The organism is Streptomyces sp. NPDC047000, assembly GCF_040644295.1.
GTDB lineage: Bacteria > Actinomycetota > Actinomycetes > Streptomycetales > Streptomycetaceae > Streptomyces.
This window is the reverse complement of sequence record NZ_JBEYWE010000022.1, coordinates 64,427-84,642: the sequence shown is the minus strand read 5'-3', so window position 1 is coordinate 84,642 and position 20,216 is coordinate 64,427. Positions and strand designations below refer to the sequence as shown.

The 20,216-nt window shown below is 74.2% G+C and carries 14 protein-coding genes; 7 read left to right on the top strand and 7 right to left on the bottom strand.

Annotated elements, in window-relative coordinates:
• The first annotated feature begins 330 nt into the window (after positions 1 to 330).
• Complete coding sequence (locus ABZ862_RS28510; protein ID WP_360963855.1) at positions 331 to 855, top strand: hypothetical protein; 525 nt, start codon at positions 331 to 333, stop codon at positions 853 to 855.
• A 65-nt stretch (positions 856 to 920) separates the two neighbouring features.
• Here ABZ862_RS28510 and ABZ862_RS28505 read toward each other — a convergent pair whose 3' ends face one another.
• Positions 921 to 1,904 carry a winged helix-turn-helix domain-containing protein gene (locus tag ABZ862_RS28505; protein ID WP_360963852.1) on the bottom strand — a complete coding sequence of 328 codons (984 nt, stop codon included), beginning with the start codon at positions 1,902 to 1,904 and terminating at the stop codon, positions 921 to 923.
• A 139-nt stretch (positions 1,905 to 2,043) separates the two neighbouring features.
• Here ABZ862_RS28505 and ABZ862_RS28500 point away from each other — a divergent pair, with 139 nt between their 5' ends.
• The 3 genes from ABZ862_RS28500 (at position 2,044) to ABZ862_RS28490 (ending at position 3,971) form a co-directional block, all read left to right on the top strand.
• Positions 2,044 to 2,487, top strand: a complete 444-nt coding sequence (locus tag ABZ862_RS28500; protein WP_360963849.1) for a peptidase inhibitor family I36 protein — start codon at positions 2,044 to 2,046, stop codon at positions 2,485 to 2,487.
• Between the two features lie 165 nt (positions 2,488 to 2,652).
• Positions 2,653 to 3,726: a beta-ketoacyl-ACP synthase 3 gene (locus tag ABZ862_RS28495; RefSeq protein ID WP_360963846.1), complete on the top strand. Its 1,074-nt coding sequence runs from the start codon at positions 2,653 to 2,655 to the stop codon at positions 3,724 to 3,726.
• The gene (locus ABZ862_RS28490; RefSeq protein ID WP_360963843.1) at positions 3,708 to 3,971 is read left to right on the top strand and encodes an acyl carrier protein; all 264 of its coding nucleotides are present in this window, start codon (positions 3,708 to 3,710) and stop codon (positions 3,969 to 3,971) included. Before ABZ862_RS28495 ends, ABZ862_RS28490 begins: the two co-directional genes overlap by 19 nt.
• Positions 3,972 to 4,002: 31 nt before the next feature.
• Here the strand turns inward: ABZ862_RS28490 and ABZ862_RS28485 are convergent, their stop codons facing one another.
• The 6 genes from ABZ862_RS28485 to ABZ862_RS28460 all read right to left on the bottom strand — a co-directional run bounded on the left by ABZ862_RS28485 (position 4,003) and on the right by ABZ862_RS28460 (position 18,052).
• Positions 4,003 to 4,872, bottom strand: a complete 870-nt coding sequence (locus ABZ862_RS28485) for a methyltransferase (RefSeq protein ID WP_360963841.1) — start codon at positions 4,870 to 4,872, stop codon at positions 4,003 to 4,005.
• Between the two features lie 18 nt (positions 4,873 to 4,890).
• A complete protein-coding gene (locus ABZ862_RS28480; protein WP_360963838.1) occupies positions 4,891 to 7,476 on the bottom strand; it encodes an FAD-dependent monooxygenase in 2,586 nt (861 codons plus the stop codon).
• Positions 7,473 to 15,110 carry an amino acid adenylation domain-containing protein gene (locus ABZ862_RS28475; RefSeq protein WP_360963972.1) on the bottom strand — a complete coding sequence of 2,546 codons (7,638 nt, stop codon included), beginning with the start codon at positions 15,108 to 15,110 and terminating at the stop codon, positions 7,473 to 7,475. The genes ABZ862_RS28480 and ABZ862_RS28475 overlap by 4 nt, the downstream gene beginning before the upstream one ends.
• A gap of 2 nt (positions 15,111 to 15,112) precedes the next feature.
• Complete coding sequence (locus tag ABZ862_RS28470) at positions 15,113 to 16,375, bottom strand: cytochrome P450 (RefSeq protein WP_360963835.1); 1,263 nt, start codon at positions 16,373 to 16,375, stop codon at positions 15,113 to 15,115.
• 162 nt (positions 16,376 to 16,537) lie between these two features.
• Positions 16,538 to 17,329: a methyltransferase domain-containing protein gene (locus tag ABZ862_RS28465; protein WP_360963832.1), complete on the bottom strand. Its 792-nt coding sequence runs from the start codon at positions 17,327 to 17,329 to the stop codon at positions 16,538 to 16,540.
• Between the two features lie 171 nt (positions 17,330 to 17,500).
• On the bottom strand, positions 17,501 to 18,052 hold the full coding sequence (locus tag ABZ862_RS28460; protein WP_360963829.1) for an EF-hand domain-containing protein: 552 nt from the start codon (positions 18,050 to 18,052) through the stop codon (positions 17,501 to 17,503).
• Between the two features lie 291 nt (positions 18,053 to 18,343).
• Between ABZ862_RS28460 and ABZ862_RS28455 the strand changes: the two genes are divergently transcribed.
• The 3 genes from ABZ862_RS28455 (at position 18,344) to ABZ862_RS28445 (ending at position 20,181) form a co-directional block, all read left to right on the top strand.
• Entirely contained in the window at positions 18,344 to 19,216 is an 873-nt protein-coding gene (locus ABZ862_RS28455; protein WP_360963826.1) for an SDR family oxidoreductase, read from the top strand.
• A gap of 21 nt (positions 19,217 to 19,237) precedes the next feature.
• Positions 19,238 to 19,774 carry an inorganic diphosphatase gene (locus ABZ862_RS28450; RefSeq protein WP_360963823.1) on the top strand — a complete coding sequence of 179 codons (537 nt, stop codon included), beginning with the start codon at positions 19,238 to 19,240 and terminating at the stop codon, positions 19,772 to 19,774.
• Positions 19,775 to 19,887: 113 nt separating this feature from the next.
• Complete coding sequence (locus tag ABZ862_RS28445) at positions 19,888 to 20,181, top strand: zinc-ribbon domain-containing protein (protein WP_360963820.1); 294 nt, start codon at positions 19,888 to 19,890, stop codon at positions 20,179 to 20,181.
• The last annotated feature ends 35 nt before the right edge of the window (positions 20,182 to 20,216 follow it).

Here is a 20,216-nt window from a genome sequence, read left to right as displayed (position 1 = left end):
GGCCTCGCCCTTCTTGGTGCCGGGGAGGGGCCGTCAGGCGGCCGGGGCGCATCGGTTTCGCCGGGGACGCTGGTGGGCCCTGGGCGGCGGGCGGGTCGCCGTCGTCCTGCTTGTCCACGGCCTGGCGTCGTTCGTGCTCTCCGAGCGGGGCAGACCCCGGCTCGTTGTTCGGCGTTGTTCGGCTTGTTCGGCTTGTTCGGCGTTGTTCACGCGGGCTGTGAGCGCCTTGCTGCACAGTCCGGCCGGGCGTAGTCCTGTGCTCGTCGGAGGCCGCGGCCGCACCGCCGGGGCCTCCCTCTCCAGACGGATGATCTCGACGGAGGGACACCCATGATCGGGCACCTTGCCAGAACCACCCGCGCCAGGCGGACCGTGTCGTTGGTGGTGAGCGCCGCCGCACTGCTGCTCGGCCAGCTGGCCTTCGGTCCGACGGCCGCGTACGCCGCCTCGGCGAGCGCGTGCGCCGCCAACCCCACCGCGGCCAACTGCGACCATGTCGATCCGACGTCCGGCAACGGCGTCTGCCTCCAGAACACCTGGGAGGTGAGCGGCTATCCGGTCGTTCCGAAGTTCGACGTCAACTACGGCGGTGGCAATGTCCCCGTCCGGGTCGAGCTGTGGTGGTCGCAGACCTGCCGGAGCAACTGGGCGCGCGTGGTGTCCACCGGCTACTCGGGCTACGCCGAGGTGTTCGTCTGGCGCAGGTCCGACGGCGCATACGACCGGTACGGGCACACCATGACCGCCACCGGCACCTGGTCGGCGCTCTACACCAACCTCATGTACACCCCCGGACTGGCCGCGGCATGCGCCGACGACGCGAGCACCTGGGGCGGCTGCGGCCCCGACAAGTGATCACCACTCCGCCCGCCCTTCGCGGGGCGCCGACCGGACTGCCCGGTACGGCCCTGAACTGACGCTCAGCGGTCGCCCGGGGTCGATCGGAGGAGGGCGGCTCCGAGGGGGGTCAGGGTGTGGAGGACCGTGTTGGCGTGGCGGTGGCTGGTGATCAGGCCCGCGTCGCGCAGGACCGCGGTGTGGTGGCTCGCCGTCGTCGGGGTCACCCCGGCCCGGCGGGCGGCCTCGGTGGTGGTGGAGCCGGTCGCGCTGGCTCTCAGGATGGCGGCGCGGGTGGGGCCGAGCAGCACGTTCAGCGGTGCGGAGTCGGTCTGCGGGGGCGCCGCCGGCAGGTGGTGGAGGGGGCAGAGGAGGACGGGCGGGAGTCCGGAGTCGGCCAGGGCGATGGGCGCCTGCCAGCAGAAGTGGGACGGGATCAGGAGCAGGCCCCGCCCGTCGAGACGGACGTCGCGGTGTTCGGGGTACGGATCGATCTCCAGGACCGGTGGCCGCCAGTGGATCGTGGGGCCCAGGCCGGTGAGCACGCCCTCGGTCCCGGCGCGGAACAGGGTGTGGGCGTGCCGGACCCGCTCGGCGTGCAGACGTTCCTGGATGCCCTCCTCGTGCGGGGCGATCACGGCGCGGTGGTAGGCGCGCAGGGCGTCCACGAGCTGCTCGCGCATGTCCCGCTCGGTGAGCCGGCGTGACCAGGCGGGGGCGCCGACGGCCCGGTTCAGCACGCCGACCTCGCTCACGACGCGCTCGTACGGTGTCGCCAGCACCGCCTCGAGACCGGCGTCCAGTCCCTGGGTGCCCTCCGGCGGTGTGAGGAAGTCGGGGAAGTAGCTGGCACGCGGGAAGAGCGGCAGCAGGAAGGTCTTCACCGTCCGTTCGAGCCCGGTCCGGTGCAGCGCGGCACACGCCGTACGGAACCAGGACGCGTAGGCCCAGCGGCCCTCACGGGTCTGGAACCGGTGCAGACTGGCCGCGATCTCCCAGAGCGCGTGCGGCTCGGTCGCCACCCTGACCTTGGTCAGGTCCTCGGGCGTGAAGTGAAAGCGGAGCATCCCTTTCTCCGTCGGTCCCCGTCGTCTGCCTGCGAACTGTCAGCACGGTCACATGAGCATGACAGCGACATACCGGGCCGGGAACATGAATTCCAGTCAGCCGCAGGCCCATTGGTACCGTTCACGAGAAAGGCACCGTATGTCCTTGCAGGAGCAGAAAGCCGACCGCACGTCCGGCCGCACCCGCCGCCGGGGCCGCAGGGCCCTCGTCGCCGCGGCGCTCACCTTCGTCACGGCCGCCCTGGGCCTGATCGCGCCGAGCGCCGCGAGCGCCTCGGCACAGGCCTGGGAGTGCAGCAGCGGCAACGTGTGCGTCTACACCGGCGCCTACGGCACGGGCAGCCGGTGCCTGTGGAGCAACGCCGACCCGGACTGGTACAGCGGTTCCATCACATGTTCGTGGTCCAGCAGCACGAACGTCGGGTCGGTCTACAACCTCGGCACGTCGTCCTCGTACGGCTACGTCGTCCTCTACACCGGCGCCAACTACACCGGCACCGGCTACTGCATCTCCCAGAACGGCGGCTACTGGGCGGACCTCAACGTCCGGATCCGCTCCCACCGGTGGGAGGCCTCCTGCTGATCGGCCGGGCGGCAGGGTGACCGGACGACAGGCCGGCGGGTCACGGAGTGCCGGGGCCCGCCGGTCTCCGGCGCGTGCGCGTGCGCGGGCACGGGCGTGGGCACGGGCGGTGCGCGTCGGTCGGGGTGTCGTACCGTTCCGCGTGATACGACTCTACGCGTGCGGGTGACTACGCCGAGTGCCGTTCCGGCGGCCGTTGTGGTGGGTGTCGGGGCGTGTCTGCCGGCGCGCCGGGTGGCCAACGAGGAGCTGAGCGGGCGTCTGGGGCGTTCCGCGGCATGGATGTTCCAGCGGTCCGGGATCCGGTTCCGGCACGTCGTGGAGCCCGGGACCGGCGTCGGGGATCTGGCCGCCGCCGCCGGGCGCCGGGCGCTGGAGCGGGCGGGGGCCGGGGAGGTCTCGGCCGTGGTCGTCGCCACCTCGTCGCCGGACCGGCCGTGCCCCGGTACCGCTCCGGACGTCGCCTCGCGGCTGGGACTGACCGGTGCCGCCGCGCTGGACGTGCAGGCCGTGTGCGCCGGGTTCGTCTACGGGCTGGGGGTCGGGCAGGGGCTGATCGCCGCGGGTACGGCCACGGGTGTGCTGGTGATCGGCGCCGACGCGCTGTCGCTGAGCGTCGCCCCGGACGATCCCACCGGCATGCTCTTCGGCGACGGCGCGGGGGCCGTCGTGCTGCGGGCGGGGCACCGTGCGGAACCCGGCGCGCTGGGGCCCTGTGTGCTGGGCAGCGACGGCGGGGGGCGTGATCTGATCACCGTGCGGGGAGGCGGGTGCGAGGAGCGGTCCCGGACGGGTTCCGCCCCAGGCGTCAGAGGGGCTGGACCGGAGTCCGACCCCTACCTGCGGCTGGAGGGGCGGGAGGTGTTCCGGCGGGCGCTGGAGCACATGGGATCCGCCTCCCTGGCGGCCCTGGACGCCGTCGGGTGGAAGGCGGCGGACGTGGACCGGATCGTCGCCCATCAGGCGAACGCGCGGATCCTCGCCATGCTCGCGGAGCGGCTCGGCGTCGCACCGGAGCGCGCGCTGTCCAACATCGAGCAGGTCGGCAACACCTCGGCCGCGTCGATCCCGGTCCTCCTCGACCACGCCGCCGGCAGCGGGGACCTCGAACCCGGCCACCGCGTCCTGCTCACGGCCTTCGGCGGCGGGCTCGCCTGGGGCGCCACCACCCTCGTGTGGCCGCACCTCCCGGCCCACCCCCCGACCCTTGAGGAGACGGTATGTACGACACCTTGGTGACCATCCTGACCGGCCGCTTCCAGGTGCCGCCCGAGCTGGTCTCCCCCGAGGCCACCCCGGTGTCGCTCGGCCTGGACTCGCTGTTCGCGGTGGAGCTGTCGCTGGTGCTGGAGAAGGACCCCGGCTGTGTGATCGGCTTCGACGAGCTCGCGGAGGCCCGCACCCTGGCCGACATCGCGCGGCTGATGCGGGACAGCCGGGACACGGCGGTCGGCGGGGAGACACAGGCGCAGGAGCAGGCGTAGGCGCGGGCCGAGGACGGAGCAGGCGCGGGCGTCAGCGGCCGGGGGTGTGCGGGGGGCGCCGGAACATCAGGGCGTGGACCGTGAAGCGCAGCCCGTCGAACTCCGCCCGGCCCTCCGCCCGCCGCTCCTTCAGGAGGGTCAGCATGGTGTCCTGGTGCTCGGCGTACGCCAGCAGCGGGATGTCCATCTCGGAGATCTCCAGCGTGTCGCAGGTGTAGCCGCGCCGGGTGAGGTCCGTGACGGTGCGGGGGATGTCGGCGAGCGAGGAGTGCGCCATGAGCAGGGTGCCGCCGGGCGCGAGGAGCGTGTCGACGCGCTCGACGACGGCGTCGTACATCGCGCGGCCGCCCCGGTGCGCGACGAGTGCGGTCTCCAGGCCGTCGCCCCGTGCGTAGCTCGGGTCGTGGGGCAGGTGCGGCGGGTTGGTGATCACCAGGTCGAAGCGTTCCGCCGGTGCGTACTCCTCCAGCGGTGCGGTGACACAGGTGAGGCGGGCGGCGTCCAGGCCGTTGGCCATGACGTTCGCCGTGGTCTGGGCGGCGGAGGCGGGATTGATGTCCAGGGCCGTCACCCGCTCGGCGCCGGCCGCGAGCAGGGCGACGCTGTAGAGGCCCGAACCGGCGCCCAGGTCAAGGGCGTCGACACCCTTCAGGTCAGGCGCGCCGGCCCCGTCGAGGGCGGCGAGCAGGCTCAGTCCGCAGTCGGTCGGGAACAGGACCTCGGCGGGATCCTCCACCATGAGCCGCAGCCGCAGGCCGCGGAACCCGACGATCCCGCACGACGGCCGGGTCTCCCACAGCGAGCCGTTCTCCCCGGCGGGCAGGACACGGCGCCGCACCGGCCCCGCGGGCCGGGCAGGGGGAACCGCGGGAGCGGCGGGAGCGGTCAGGGCATCGGTCATCGCGGGGTGGGCCTTTCGTCACTCGGCGAGGGCGGACAGCACGGTGTGGACGGAGTCGTCGGCGATGCGCCGGGCACGCGACGCCGGGATCAGGTCGTCGATGTAGCCGAAGTTCCAGGCGAGTTCGTCATGGCTGGTGGTCGCCGTCGCCACCATGGCGCCCATCACCGAGACACCCGTGAGGAACTGGGCGCCGCTCACACGCCACGGGCCCACCCGGTCGGGGAAGTCGTAGCGGCCGACGTTGGACAGGCACAGGTTGATCGGGCCCTTCTCGTCCATGAACCGCATGAACGGCTCGCTGTCCGCCAGCGACCACGGTCCCGCCGAGCGCGGCAGGCTGATCGTGGCCAGGTGTTCCCGGCGCCTCTTGCGGCGTACCAGGTCCTGGCTGACGGCCCGGGCCACGGTCCACAGCGGCCGGCCGGGCTCGTAGCGGACGCGGGAGGGGACCGTGGCCACATAGGTGCCGGCCTCGTCGGGGGCGACGGGCGGTTCGAGGTCGGCGCGGAAGTCGACGGGCGAGCCGATCGAGACGTATGTGCCCGCCGGGGCCCCCGCGTCACGGGCGACCGCCGTCACCATCGCGGCGGCCAGCACGCCGTGGACCGTGGCGCCGTGCCGTCGGGCCGCCCGTACGAGCAGCTCCAGCTGCCCGGCGGTGAGCCGCCGGTGCAGCATCCGGGTCCGCCGCCGGTCGAAGGGCACCTGGTGGCTCGGCACGATGCGCTGCGCGGGGCGGCGGCGGGCGGCCCGCTGTTCCCGCCGCATCAGCGCCTCGAAGGCCGCGACGCCCGCCGCGCCCCGGTGGCGGCGCGGAAGCAGGTCGTCCGTGGCGGGCAGGGCCCGGCGCGGGGCGGCGGCGGGCAGGGTGCCGCGGTCCAGCTGCGCGGCGAGTTCGGTCCATTCCCGGACCAGGGACAGGCAGGTCTTGCCGTCGGCGATGATGTGCGACGCCGTCAGCAGGAGGTCGTGGACGGCCCGGTGACCGGCCGGGTGGACGGCCCGTCCGTCCTCGCCGTTCGTCTCCTCCGAGCCCTGCGTCTCCTCCGATGTGACCACCACCGCGCGCAGCAGCGGTCCGGTGCGCCAGTCCAGACGTTCCGCGAGCTCGCGCTCGTCGGTCTCGCGCTCCCATCGGGTGCCGGCCGCCGGGTCGTCCGGCGGTACGTGGACGTGGCGCAGCGGGATCTGCCGTCCGTCCAGCGGGACGAAGGCGGGGTGCGCTCCGGTGCCGTCGTCGGTGATCGCCACGCGCAGCAGGGGGTGCCGGAGCTGGAGGACGTCCAGGCAGCGGCGGTGCAGCGCCGGGGGCAGGTCGCCGTGGACGCGGGCGCGGGCGATGACGTTGAGGGGTGAGGTGCGGTCGGCGATCCAGTACAGGCGCTCCAGCGGGCTCAGTGGGCGCCGGACGGTGCCGGTCCGGGAGGTCCCGTCGTCCGGGAAGGTGAGGGCCCGCACGGTCTGCCGGGTGAGGGCCGGGCCGGGCATCAGCCTGAAGTACGCCTGCCGGCCGAGGCGTTCACGGAGCCGGGCGCCCTGCGTCAGGTCGCTCATGGTGCGGGACCCGAGCACCGTCGCCCTGGTGCGGTCGCGGCGCCGGTCCTCGTAGGCGCGCAGGGCCCGCGCCGGGTCGTCGCCCGTCGCCGGGGCGGCCAGCGTCCGGGCCAGGACGACGGCGTCCTCCATGGCCATGCCGGCTCCCTGGGCGAGGGTGGTGAGCATGGGGTGGGCGGCGTCGCCGAGCAGGGTGACGGGCCCTTCGCCCCAGCGTTCCAGGAAGGCCCGGTCGCGGGAGGGCACGGTGAGGATGTCGGCGGGCGGGGTGGCCTCGATCACCGCCCGTACCTCGTCGGCCCAGCCGTCGAAGGCCCGTACGAGGGTGTCCTTGGCGCGGTCGTCCGGGGCGGCGGCGCCGGTGCCGCCGGCCGGGTCGGCGGACGTGCTCAGCGCCGCCCACCAGTAGCAGCGGCCGTGGCCGATGTCGATGAGGCCGAAACGCCGGTCGGTGCCCCAGTAGTGGCGGACGGCGCCGGTGGTGAGGCAAGGGTGCCGGAAGGGGACGATGCCGAGCCGGAAGAAGTAGCCGCTCTCGCGGACCGGTTCGGGACCGGTGAGGTGCCGTCGTACGGCCGAGTTGATGCCGTCGGCGCCGATCAGGAGGTCACCGGCCGCCGAACGGCCGTCCGTGAAGCGGACGGTGACTCCCCCGCGGCCGGTCTCGAAGCCCGCGGCGGTCGCACCGAGGTGGACGGGGCAGTCCCCGGCCTCCGCCAGCAGGGCCTCCTGGAGGTCGGAGCGGCTGAGGCAGTAACTGGGCGCGCCCGCCCGCTCGCAGGCGTCCGGGAACGGCAGGTCCCGGATCCGCCGGCCGCGCCGGTCCATGATCCGGAACGACTCCACGGACTGGCCTCGTTTGTCCAGGCCGAGGTCGATGCCGAATCCCGTCAGGGCGGTGACGGCGTTGCTCATGACCGAGAGGCCGGAGCCCGCCTCGCGCAGTTCGCCGGCGCGCTCGTACACCTCGACGTCGATGCCGACGCGCCGCAGCGCGACCGCGCACGTCAGTCCGCCGATCCCGGCGCCGATGACCAGGGCTTTCACGGGGCACCCGCGTATGCACCGGCTTCGGCACCGGCTTCAACACCGGCATCGGCCGGGGTTTCGGTACGGGTTCCGGTACGGGTTCCGGTGTCGGTGCTGATCAGCCGCGCGACCGTATCGGCCAGGTGTGCCACGTTCGGCTCCTCCATGAGCGTCAGATGGTCGCCGGGGACGGTGACGACGTGGATCCGGCCGCCGGTCATGGCGCTCCATCCGTTGCGGGGGTCCTGGTGCCGGGTCCGGGCGGCGCCGTGCAGGGCGGCCAGGGCGGCGGGCAGCGGCTGCTCGGCGCGGATCAGCGTGAGGTCGTGGTCCTCGCGCGGCGGCCGGTAGGCCAGCGTGGCCTGCCAGTTGGCGCGGTAGACGTCGTACAGACGGCGGACGACGGCGCCGGAGCTGCCGGCCGGCAGGACGCCGCTCTCGCTCGCGACGCGCGCCATGTACGCGAACTCCTCCTCCGGCGTGCCGAGTCCGGCGGGAAGGGTGCGGGCCGGTGAGGCACCGCCGTCGCGCGGCCAGAGCAGTTCGTGGAAGAACCACTCCGGCCTGGCGTCCTCGTCGTGCGGGGAACGCGGCCCCTGGTCCAGGGCGGTGGTGTCCAGCACCAGCAGGGCCGTCCGCTCCCCCGCGGCCCGCAGCCGGCGGGCGATCTCGAAGGCGACGAACCCGCCGAACGACCAGCCGCCGACGGTGTACGGGCCGTGCGGCTGCACCCTCCGCAACGCGGTGAGGTAGCTGTCCGCGAGGTCCTCCACCGTGCGCAGCGGGACGGTGCCGGGGTCGGCTCCCGCGGCCTGGAGGGCGTAGAGCGGCTGGTCGCCGGGGAGATGCCGGGCGAGACCGACGTAGCACAGCACGGTGCCGCCCATGGGGTGGACCAGGAACAGGGGCGGGCGGGTGCGGACGCGGGTGTCCCGCGGGCGGATCGGGACGAGGGGGTCGTACGAGGCGCTCGCGCCGCCGTCGCGCAGCCGGGCCGCGAGTCCGGCGGGGGTGGGCGCGGCGATGAGGTCCGCCAGGGGGACGTGCGTCCGGTAGCGCTGTTCGATGCGTACGACCAACCGCATCGCGGCCAGGGAGGTGCCGCCGAGGTCGAAGAGGCTGTCGTGCACGCCCACCGTGTCACGGCACAGCACGTCCGCCAGCATCTCGGTCAGCGCCCGCTCGTACGCGTCGCGCGGCCCGGCGGCGCCCGGCCCCGCGCCGTCGGGACCCGCGCCGCCCGGCGCCGCGCCGTTCGGGTCCGCGTCCCCGGGGCGGCCGGGGGCGGTCAGCGGGGTACGGCGCAGGGCGGCGTCGTCGCGCTTGCCGCTCGGGGTGAGCGGCCACCGGCCGATCCACTGGAGGTGCGCGGGGACCAGGTGGTCGGGCAGGCCGGCGCGCAGCCGCTCGCGGATGCCCGTCAGGTCCGCGTCCGTGCCGTCGCCGAGCAGGAAGGCGGCGAGGAAGGTCTCGCCGTCCGTGCGCCGGCGGGCCACGACCGCGGCGTCCCGCAGGCCGGGGCAGTGCTCCGTCAGGCCGGTGAGGGCGAGTTCCACCTCGGCCGGTTCCACCCGGAAGCCGCGCACCTTGACCTGGGCGTCGTCGCGGCCGAGGAAGACGACGTCGCCGCCGGGCAGCAGCATGCCGCGGTCGCCCGTGTAGTAGAGCCGGTCGTCCGGGCCCGCGAAGGGGTGCGGCCGGAACCGCTCCCCGGTCAGGTCCGGGCGGCCCTCGTAGCCGTCGGCGAGGAAGCCGCCGCCGAGGTGGAGGTCGCCCGGCACGCCGGGCGGCAGCGGGCGCATCCGTTCGTCCAGGACGTGCACCTCGGCCCCGTCGACCGCGCGGCCGATGGGCGGCAGCGCGGGGAAGGCGGCCGGGTCCCCGGTCATGGTGTACGCGGTGACCACGTGGGTCTCGGTCGGACCGTACTGGTTCTCCAGCACGGCGCCGGGGAGCGCGGCGCACAGCGCGCGGATCTCCGGGGTGACGCGCAGCTGCTCGCCGCACGTGATCATCACGCGCAGGGCGCGCGGGACGAGGTCCAGGGTGCGGGCGGCCTCGGCCAGTTGCTGGAGGGCCACCGGCGGGAGGAAGACCCGCTCGACGCGTTCCCGGTCGAGCAGGCGCAGCAGGGCGGGCATGTCACGCCGCTCGGCGTCGGCGGCCAGGCACAGGGTGCCGCCGGTGCAGAGCGTGGCGAAGATCTCCTGGAAGGAGATGTCGAAGCTGAGCGGCGCGTACTGCAACGTCACCCCGTCCGCCACCGCGCCGGCCGCCCCGGCCTGCCAGGCCACCAGGGCGGCCAGGGTGCGGTGCGGCATGGCGACGCCCTTGGGGGTGCCGGTGGAGCCCGAGGTGAACAGGACGTACGCGGTGTCCGTGGGCTTCGTCCGGTCCGGCTCCGGGCGGGCGGGACCGGATGCGGGGCCGGGTGCGGCCACCGACTCGGCGGGCAGCAGCAGCGCCGGGTCGCCCGCGAGATGCGCGTACGGGGCCTCGGCGACGACGCGGAAGGGCCGGGCCTGCTCCACCATCGTGGCCAGCCGGACGGCGGGATAGCCGACGTCCATCGGGACGACCGCGCAGCCCGCCCGCAGGACCCCGAGGAGGACGGCCATGGTCAGCGGGGACCGGTTCATGGCGATGCCGATACGGGCTCCGGGCGGGGCGCCCAGCGCGCACAGCCGCCCGGCCACGTTCCCGGCGGCCTCGGCCAGCCGGGCGTAGCTCCAGCGCTCCCCGCCCGCCACCACGGCGGTCGCGTCCGGGGTGCGGGCGGCCTGCGCGGCGAAGCGCGCCACGACGGTGGGGTGCGCGGCGGGGGCGGCGAGGACGGGCGGGGCCGCGAGGAACGCGAAGTCCGGCCTGCCGTAAGGCTGTTCCAGCATGCGGCGCAGGATGCCGAGGTAACCGGCCGCGAAGAGGTCGCCCTGCTCGGCCGGGAACGTCACGCCGTCGCAGTCGATCCGCAGCCACATGCCGCCGCCGTCCGGTTCGGTGACGGCGTTCACCAGGAGCCGGAAGTCGTTCTCCTCCCAGCTGCGGAACTCCCTGAGCCGCAGACCGGGCAGGCCGAGGACGTGGGACAGCTGGCGGAAGTGCACGTAGTTGAAGGCGGTGTCCAGGACGGGGCCGCCGTGGTCCTCCTGGACGGCGCTCAGCGGGCGGCGGCGGTACGGATGGCCGTCCTGTTCCTGGCGGAAACCCTCCCGGGCCACCTCCAGCCAGCTGTCCCGCGCGGTGTCCAGGCGCAGCGGTACGGCGTTGAGGAAGAGCCCGGCGACGCGTTCCGCACCGGCGAGTTCGGGGCGGCCGTGGGTGATCAGGCCGGTCGTCACGTCGCGGGTGCCGGCGAGCATGGCCAGGGTCAGGGCGTGCGCCGCGAAGAGCACGGACTTCACGGGCAGCGCGTGTCCGGCCGCGAACCGCCGCACCCGCCGGGCGAGGTCGTCGGGCAGGTCGACCCGCCGCGAGGCCGGGGGGTGGCCGGTACCGGGCAGGTGACCGCCGGGCCGCTCGCCACCCAGGGGCAGGTGGGGTGAGAAGGACTCGATCGGCAGGGGTTCACAGCCGGCGAGCTTCTCCTGCCAGTAGCGCCGGGCCTCCCGCGAGCGCAGGGCGTCGCGCTCCAGGGGTACGTAGGCCGCCGGGGAGGGAGGCGTCGTGCCGTCCACGGGGCGGGTGTCCAGGCCCAGGGCGTGGGCGTAGTCCTGGAGGAGTTCCTGGAGCAGGGTGGCGACGCTGCCGCCGTCGAGGAGCGCGTGGTGGAAGCTGACGACGAGGTCCACGGTGCCGGGCGGGCGGACGTGGGCGCGGAACAGGTACAGCGGTGCCCGCTCGAACACGTAGGGGTGACGGCGGCGCCGCTCGATGTGCGCGCACACCTCGGCCTCGGCCGCCGCGTCGTCCAGCGGGCGCAGGTCGGCGACCTCCAGGCCGCCGTGCACCCGGGCGTGGACGACCTGAAGCGGTTCGGCTCCGGCGAGGTCGAAGGCCGAGCGCAGCGCCGGGTGCCGGGCCGTCAGCCGGGTGAAGGAGCCGCGGAACTCCGCCTCGTCCCAGGGCATGTCGAGGGTGTAGCGGAAGACGTCACGGTAGCGGGCCGAGGTGTCGTGCCTGCGGCTGTGGTAGAGCATGCCGAGCTGGAGGCGGGTCAGCGGCCAGGCGTCCTCGGCGTCCCGGAGACGGGGGCGGTCGACGTCGGCGACGAGGGCGAACGGGGCCGGGACGGCCTCGGGTCCGGGGCGGGGGCCGGGGGCGGGGCCGGCCGCGGGTTCGGTGCCGCCCGCGGTCGCGGGGGCGGGTGCGGGGTGGGTCTCGGTGTGTGCGGCGAGGCCGGCCACCGTGGGGTGGCGCAGCAGGTCGGTGAGCGAGAAGCGCAGACCGTGGGCCTCCGCCCCGGCGCGCACGCGGAGCATGGTGATCGAGTCGCCGCCGAGGGCGAAGTAGTCGTCGTGGATCCCGACCGCGGGACGGTCCAGGACGCGGGCCCAGACCTCCGCCAGGACGGCCTCGGTACGGTCGCGCGGCCGCCCGTCCGGGGCCCCGCCCGGTACGGCGGCCGAGGCGGTGTCCCGGGGGGTGCCGTGCGGGGCCGGGAGCGCGGCGTGGTCGGTCTTGCCGTGGGGGGTCAGGGGAACGGCGCCGATCCGGGTGAAGGACGCCGGGATCATGAACTCCGGGAGCTTCCGGCCGAGTTGTTCGCGCAGCGGCACCGTGTCGAGCGGGGTGCCGGCGACGTAGTAGGCGGCCAGGACGGTTCCCCGGCCGGGGGTGGCACGGCCCACCACGACGGCGTCCCGGACACCGGGCACCGTGCGCAGGGCGGCGGCCACCTCGCCGGGCTCCACACGGTTGCCCCGGATCTTGACCTGGCCGTCGAGCCGGCCGAGGTACTCCAGTTCGCCGTCCGCGAGCCAGCGCGCCAGGTCCCCGCTGCGGTAGAGGCGGCCACCGGGCACGAACGGGTCGTCGCCGAACCTCTCGGCGGTCAGCTCCGGGCGGCCGAGATACCCCCGGGCGACACCGGCGCCGCCGATGCACAGCTCCCCGGCCGCTCCCACGGGCTGCGGCAGGTCGTCGGCGCCGAGGACGTACAGCGCGGTGTTGTCGATGGGCCGGCCGATGGGCACCCGTGCGATGCGGTGGGCGGGGTCCGCCGGGCAGTCGTGGGACGAGACGTCGACCGTGGCCTCGGTGGGGCCGTACAGGTTCACCAGGCGTACCGGGTGCCCGGCGCCGGCCTCCCGGCGGGACAGCCCGGCCAGGCGGTTGAACCGCTCGACCAGGGCGGCCGGCAGTGCCTCACCGCTGCAGAAGACGTACCGCAGGGTCCGGATGTCCGCGCGGGAGGCCGCCGACTCCGCCAGCAGGTCGAGGAACGGGCCGAGCATCGAGGGGACGAAGTGCACGGCGGTGACCCGGTGCGCGCGGATCGCCCGCAGGACCTCGCGCGGGTCCCGCCGGCCGCCGGGCGGCAGCACGGTCACGGCCGCGCCCTCGACGGCCCACCAGAACAGCTCCCACACCGAGACGTCGAAGGAGACGGGTGTCTTCTGCAGGAGGACGTCGCGTTCCCCGAGCGGGTAACGGCGCTGCATCCACGCCAGGCGGTTGACCACGCTGCGGTGCTCGACCATGACGCCCTTGGGCCGGCCGGTGGAGCCGGAGGTGTAGATGACGTAGGCGAGGTCCCGGGGGCCGGCGAGCGGCTCGACCGGCGCCCCGCTGCCGGTCAGCAGGCTGCCGACGCGCCGCACGGAGACCTCGGCGGGCAGGCCGGCGGGTGCGTCGGCGGGTGCGTCGGCGGGCGTGTCGTCGTCGACGATCACCACCTTGGCGCGGCTGTCGCGCAGCAGGAACGCCACCCGTTCGGCCGGGTGGCCGGGGTCCACCGGTACGTAGGCGCCGCCGGACTTGAGGACGCCGAGCAGCACGGCCGGCAGCCGCGGGCCCGGCCGCGTCAGCACCGCGACCCGGTCGTCCGGGCCGACGCCCTCCGCGCGCAGGGCCCGCGCGACACGGTTGGCGTCCTCGTCGAGCCGGGCGTAGGTCAGCGTCTCCCCCGGCGCCGCGACGACGGCGGTCCGGTCCGGCCGGCGGGCCGCCTGCTCCTCGAACAGTCCGTGCAGGGTGGCCCGGTCCGCGTACGGCACCCGCCAGCCGCGGGCCCGTCCGGCGGTGAGGTCGCGGTACTCGGCCGGTGTGAGCATGGGGAGTTCGGACAGGGGGCGGTCCAGCAGGTCCGGTCCGTGTGCGAGGAGCGTCCTGAGGTGACCGGCCGCGGCGGCGACGGGGAAGTCCGCGTCGAAGACGTCGAGGGCGTGGTCCAGGTCGACGCGCAGACCGGCCGGGCCGTCGCCCGGGCCGGCCGGGGACACCAGCACGCCCAGCGCGTCCTGGTCGTGCGAGGGGGCCAGCAGGGTCCTGCGCCGCACCGTCTCCGGGACCCGCTCCGCCCCGGGGGCCGGGTCCGGGGACCGGTCCGGCCGGGACCAGTTCAGGAAGGAGAGCGTCACGTCGAAGAGCTGCCGCGGGCCCTGGGCCGGCACGGCCGACGCGGGCGCTTCCCGCAGGATGTCGCCGAGTGCGAGCCGCTCATGGCGCCGGAGCACGCGCGTCGCGTCCTGGATCCCGGCGAGCAGGTCCCGCAGGGTACGGCCGCCGGGTGCCGCGATCCGCAGCGGCAGGGTGTTGGCGAACTGACCGAGCACGTCCCTGTGGCGCTCCGCCGGACGGTTCAGGAAGGGGACGCCGAGGACGACCTCGTCGCTGCGGTGCAGGCGGGCCAGGTACACGCCGAGCAGGGCGGCGACGTACGTGAACGGCCAGTGGCCCGCGGCACGGACCCGGCCGACGAGGTCACCGTCGATCACGAACGAGTGCCGGCCGCGGGCGCGCGGACCGGCCGCCGTCCCGGAGGTCTGCGTTCCGGGAGTCTCCGTCCCGGGGGCCGCCGCGCGGGTGAAGAGCGCCGGTGTCACGCCGTGGAGGTACTCCCGGTAGAACGCCCGGTCGCGGTCGCCGTCCGCACCGGCGCGGTAGGCGGCCTCCTCCTCGACGAACGCCAGGTAGGAGGAGGCTCCGCCGGCGCCGTCCCGCGGACCGCCGGACGGCACCCGCGCGTAGTCGTGGAGGATCTCGCGGCCCAGCCGGTCGAGGGTCCAGCCGTCGGCGACGATGTGGTGCGCCTTGATGTGCAGATGGGTGACGTCCGGGCTCTCCAGGAGCAGGGTGGCCTCGGCCAGGGGGCCGCCGGTGAGGGGCAGCGCGCGGGCCAGCGAGTCGCGCATCCACGCGGCGCAGGCGGTGACCGGGTCGGGTTCGTGCGAGAGATCGACGACGGCGACCGGCACCCGCTCCCCCGTCACGCGCTGCACGGGAACGCCCGCGTCGTCGGCGAACCGCAGCCGGAACGTCTCGTGGCGGTACAGCCCGCGTTCCGCGCACGCGGCGAGCCTGCCGTGGTCGAGCCCGCCCTCCAGACGCTCGTGGAGGACGCAGTTGAACTGCGGTGACTCCGGAGCCCGGCAGCCGACGGCCCAGATGTCCCGCTGGTACGCGGTGAGCGGGTGCGACGCGGGCGGGTGCGGGGTGAGCGGGTGCGGCGTGAGCGGGTGCGGCGTGAGCGGGTGCGGGGTCTGCTGGTTCATGCTCACCTGGGGAGGTTTCCTTCGAGCCGTACCGGGATCTCCCGGTGCCCGTTGAAGATGAGGGACGGCAGGGGTGTCAGGGATCCGGGCGCGACGGCGAGGCCGAGGCCGGGGAACCGGGAGAAGAGCGCGGACAGCGCGATCCGGCCCTCCAGGCGGGCGAGTTCGGCACCCAGGCAGTAGGTGGGGCCGAGGCTGAAGGCCAGGTGGTCGCGGGCGGTGGTCCGGGTGAGGTCGAAGAGCTCCGCGTCCGGGCCGTGCACCCCGGGGTCACGCCCGGCCGCGGCGTAGTTGATGACGAGGGCGTCGCCCGGCGAGAACGTCAGCCCGGTCGGCTCGTCGTACAGCTCCTCGGTGGGGAAGCGCATCATGAAGCTGGCCACCGGAGCCTGGTGGCGCAGGGTCTCCTCCACCACCTGGTCCCAGCCGACCCGTCCGGACACGGCCAGGTCCCGCTGGTCCGGGTGCGTGAGCAGGGCGACCACGGCATGGTCCAGCAGATTCGCCGTGGTCCCGTACCCGGCGCCGAGCACCATCCAGATGTTGTCGGCCAGTTCACGCTCGTCGAGCAGGCCCCGGTGGTGGGCGTCGAGCAGGGCACTGGCGATGTCGTCACCGGGGTGCCGGGTCTTGATCACCAGCAGCTCGGCGAGGAGCCGTTCGGCCTCGGCCGCGTTCGCGTCGGCCTGCCCGGTGGTCAGATCGGTGGTGAACACGGTGTCGTTGACGGCCTGGAACCTGTCGTGCATGGTCTCCGGCAGGCCGACCAGTGCGGTGACCGTCCGCCACGGCAGCCGCGCGGCGAAGTGCCTCCGCAGGTCCACGACCCCGTCGGGGGCCGCGGCGGCCGCCTCGGCGAGGTCGTCCAGCAGCGTGGCGGCGGTCTCCTCGAGCCACGGGGCGAGGGCCCGTACGCGGCGGGCGGCGAACGCGGGGACCAGCGGCTGGCGCATCCGGGTGTGGTCGGGCCCGTAGGCGGTCTGGACGGTGCGGATGTCGACCCAGATCCGCAGCGGCCAGTCGGCGGGCAGGCCGCCGTCGCGGAGGGCGGGCCAGTGCCGGCGGGCGTCCTTGGAGATGCGGGGGTCGACCAGCAGCCGCCGGACGAGGCCCGGGTCGGTCACCGACCACGCCGGTACGCCACCGGGCAGCTCGACCCGGGCGGCGGGCCCCAGAGCGCGCAGCGCCCCGGCTTCGCCGTGCAGGTCGGCGGCGCTGCCGTCCAGCCGGTAGGGGCAGCGGGTCCGGAGGGAGGGGGAGGACATGCTTCACGACCTCGACGGCGACTGGAGGGGCTGGCGGGGCTGACGTGACGGGAGGCGGCCGGTGGGGCCGGGGGCCGGAGGGCCGGGGCTGAAGGGGCGCCCCGGGACGAGGACGCCCGGGACCGGGCATGGCCGGGTCCGGAGACGGACAGCGGACGGCGGTCAGAGGCGGACGGCGGTCAGAAGTCCGTAGCGGAGCTGGGGGACCTCGCCGAAGAACCACGCGCCCAGCTCGGCCGCCGTCTCCATCTCGCGCGCCTCCCGGCCGTCGAGTTCGCGGGCGGCCTCCCGCCAGCAGCGGATCATGCTGTCGTAGGAGGGCCGGACGTTCTCGGTGATGTCGGTGTGGTCCACCACTTTCAGCCCGGCTTCCTGCAGCTGCTCCCGGTAGCCGTCGGTGCTCAGCGAGAACTTGAAGAACGCGTACGCCTCGGTCATACGGGCGGCGTCCGCTGCGCCGAGCTCGCCTTCGAGGCGGTGCTCGGCGATGACCAGCCGTCCGCCGGGGCGCAGGACCCGTGCGAGGTGGCCGATGGCCGCGTCCTGGTCCTTCATGTGCATCAGGGACTCGATGGCGTACGCACCGTCGAACGACTCGTCCGCGAAGGGCAGTTCCATGGCGTCGGCCAGCTGGAAGGCGGCCCGGCCGGGCAGGTCCGGCGACTGCGGGCGGCCGGCGGCCACGCCGATCTGGTAGTCGCTGACGCTGACGCCGGTGATCCGGACGGCGTGCCGGGCGATGATGCGCGCCGCGGTGCTGCCGTGGCCGCAGCCCACGTCGAGGAGGTGCTGGCCCTCGGCCGGTTCGAGGCGTTCGGTGACGAGGTCCGTCAGCCGGTCGGTCGCCGCCCGCATGGAGCTGTCGTCCGCGGCGTCGTCCCAGTAGCCGACGTGGATGTTGCCGCCGAGCGCACGGTCGTACACGTCCGTGTGGCGGTCGTAGAAGGTTCCCACTTCGCCGGACGTGTGAGGGGGTCGCGTCAGCATCAGATGGCCTTTCACGCAGGTGGGGGGGCGGGCGGCGGTGCGGGAGGCCGGTCACGCCGGGTTCCGCGCACACCGCAACCGCGCCCGGAGCGTGCGCCGGGACGCGGTCGCGGTAGGTACCGGATCGGGCGGGTCGGCTCAGACGTGCCCGAAGAACAGGCTGCCGGGCGCGTCCGGATCGTTCGAGAGGAAGTGCTCGCGCACCGCGCGGATGAACTCGTAGCGGGAGATCACGCCGTCGCCGTCGGTGTCCAGCTTGGTGAACATGTCCATGGCGTCCGGCGCGTCGCTCTTCCACACGTCCCGCAGGAAGCGCGCGAACTCGTCCTTGCTGATCTCGTTGTCACCGTCGACGTCGATGACGTCGAAGATGGCGTGGCCGCCGCCCTCGGTCACGTTGAGGCGGCTGGTGTCGATGACCGCGAGGCGGTTGGCGGTGACGAACTGGTCCTTCGTGAGCCGGTCGCCGTCCACGCCCGCGTGGCGCAGCAGCTCCAGCCAGTAGATCTGGCAGAAGGTCTGGAGCGCCCTCGCCCGGCGGTCGTCCTTGCCGAGGCCGTAGGCCTGGATGTAGCGGTCGGCGAGTTTCTGGTAGTCCGACCAGTCCAGGTAGCCGTCGTGGTTGGCGTCCATGACGTCGAACGTGCGTTCCAGCTTGACGGTGATGATGTCGTGCGTGGCCGTGGCCATGTTTCCTCCTCGGGGGACGAAGGGGAATGTCCCGGACAACCATCACTTGCATGATTTCCGGGCACAACCGGACGAAAGGTATTCATACCGGCTTTCACCCCTTCGGCCGCATCCCCGTGCGCGTCGCCCCGGCGCTTCTCCCCGCATCCTTCTACTCTGGGCCGGCCGGACCCGCCCAAGGGGGCATGCACCCGGCATCTCATGCATCTCACGCACCTCGCGCATCTCGCCCGTACCGCGAGGAACCGGCCCCCGGACTGGAGCAATCACGTGTCGAGACCGTCGGGGCCCATGGCACCCGCAGGCCGGGCCGTACTGATCACCGGAGCCTCTTCCGGGCTGGGGGAGGCCTGCGCGCTCCATCTGTCCCGGGTGGGTTTCCACACCCTCGCCGGGGTCCGCCGCCCCGAGGACGGGGAGCGGCTGCGGACGGCCGCCGCCGGACGGCTGACGCCGGTGCTCCTCGACGTGACGGACGAGAAGTCGGTCCGGGCCGCCGCGGACGGGGTCACCGGGCTGACCGGCGGGGCCGGACTGTGGGGCCTGGTCAACAACGCGGGCATCGCGGTCACGGCTCCGCTGGAGTGCGTCCCGCCGGAGCTGATGCGCCGGCAGCTCGACATCAACGTGCTGGGCCAGCTGCACATGGTGCAGGGATTCCTGCCGCTGCTGCGCGCCGGTGCCGGACGGATCGTCAACGTGTCCTCGGGCCTCGGGAACGTCGCGCTCCCCTACCTCGGCCCCTACGCCGCCTCCCAGTTCGCCAAAGAGGCGCTCAGCGACGCGCTCCGCCGCGAGCTCGCCCCGCAGCGGATCCCCGTCACGGTGATCCAGCCGGGGGCGGTCCTGACGCCGCTCTGGTCCAAGATGTCCGAGGTGGGCAACCGGGCGCTGGAGAGCGCGCCGCAGCCGGTCCAGGAGCTCTACCGCGGCCCGTTCCTGGGGTTCATGCAGGCCAACGAGGCATCCGCCCGCGCCAGCCGTACGACGCCCGGCGACGTCGCCCGGGTGGTCTTCCGGGCGCTGGTCGCCGAACGGCCCCGGACCCGCTACACCGTCGGCCGGGACGCGGCCGGCAGCCGGGTGCTGGCGAGACTGCTGCCCGACCGGGCGCTGGACCGGATCTTCGGCGGGTCCCCGGCGTGGACGCGCCTGAGGGACTGACCCCGACACAAGGAGGACGACGTGGAGTTCACCGTGACCGTGGAGATCCCCCAGGGCTCCCGCAACAAGTACGAGATGGACCACACGCTGCACCGCATCCGGCTGGACCGTCTGCTGTTCACCTCCACCAAGTACCCGGCCGACTACGGCTACATCGACGGCACCCTCGGCCGCGACGGCGAGCCGCTGGACGCGCTCGTCCTGACCGGCGACCCCACCTTCCCCGGCTGCGTCGTCGAGTGCCGGGCGGTGGGCATGTTCTGCATGACGGACGAACACGGTCCGGACGAGAAGGTGCTGTGCGTTCCCGCCCACGACCCCCGCTACGCGACCGTGCGGGACATCGGGGACATCTCCGAGTTCGACCGGCTGGAGATCACCCACTTCTTCGAGGTCTACCAGGACCTGGAGCCCGGCAAGTCCGTCGAGGGCTCCCACTGGGACGGCCGGGACGCGGCGTACGCGGAGATCGAGGCGTCCCGCCGGCGCGCGGTCGGCGCAGGCCCCTCCCCCTCTCCCACTTCCTCCTCTGCTCCCGCGCCCGGCGAGGAGGCGTGAGCGGCCCGGAGCGGGCGGCAGCCGGGCCGTGAGGGCGGCTCCCGGGGAACTTTCCGGCGGTCAGGGCGGTCATAGCCTGTGCCGAAAGGATTCAGCCAGGAAAGGATCCACCGATGATCGTTTTTGGCACCAAGGGATACCTCTACCAGCTCGCCGTGCTCACGCTCGTGTGCGGCCGGTGCGGAAACCCCGCCGCGCACACGCTCCGCAAACGCGTCACGAAGTTCACGCTGTTCTTCGTACCGCTGTTCCCGCTGTCGGTGAAGTACGCGACGCAGTGCACGTTCTGCGGCGCGGAACAGAAGGTGACCCGGGAACAGGCGGAACAGCTCCGGTCCCGGTCCGCCTCCGGCCAGGGCGGCCCGGCCTCCGGCATGCCGCAGCAGCAGCCCTACCAGCAGCCCTGAGCCCCGGTCGCGGGGAGCGGATCCGGCCGTCCTGC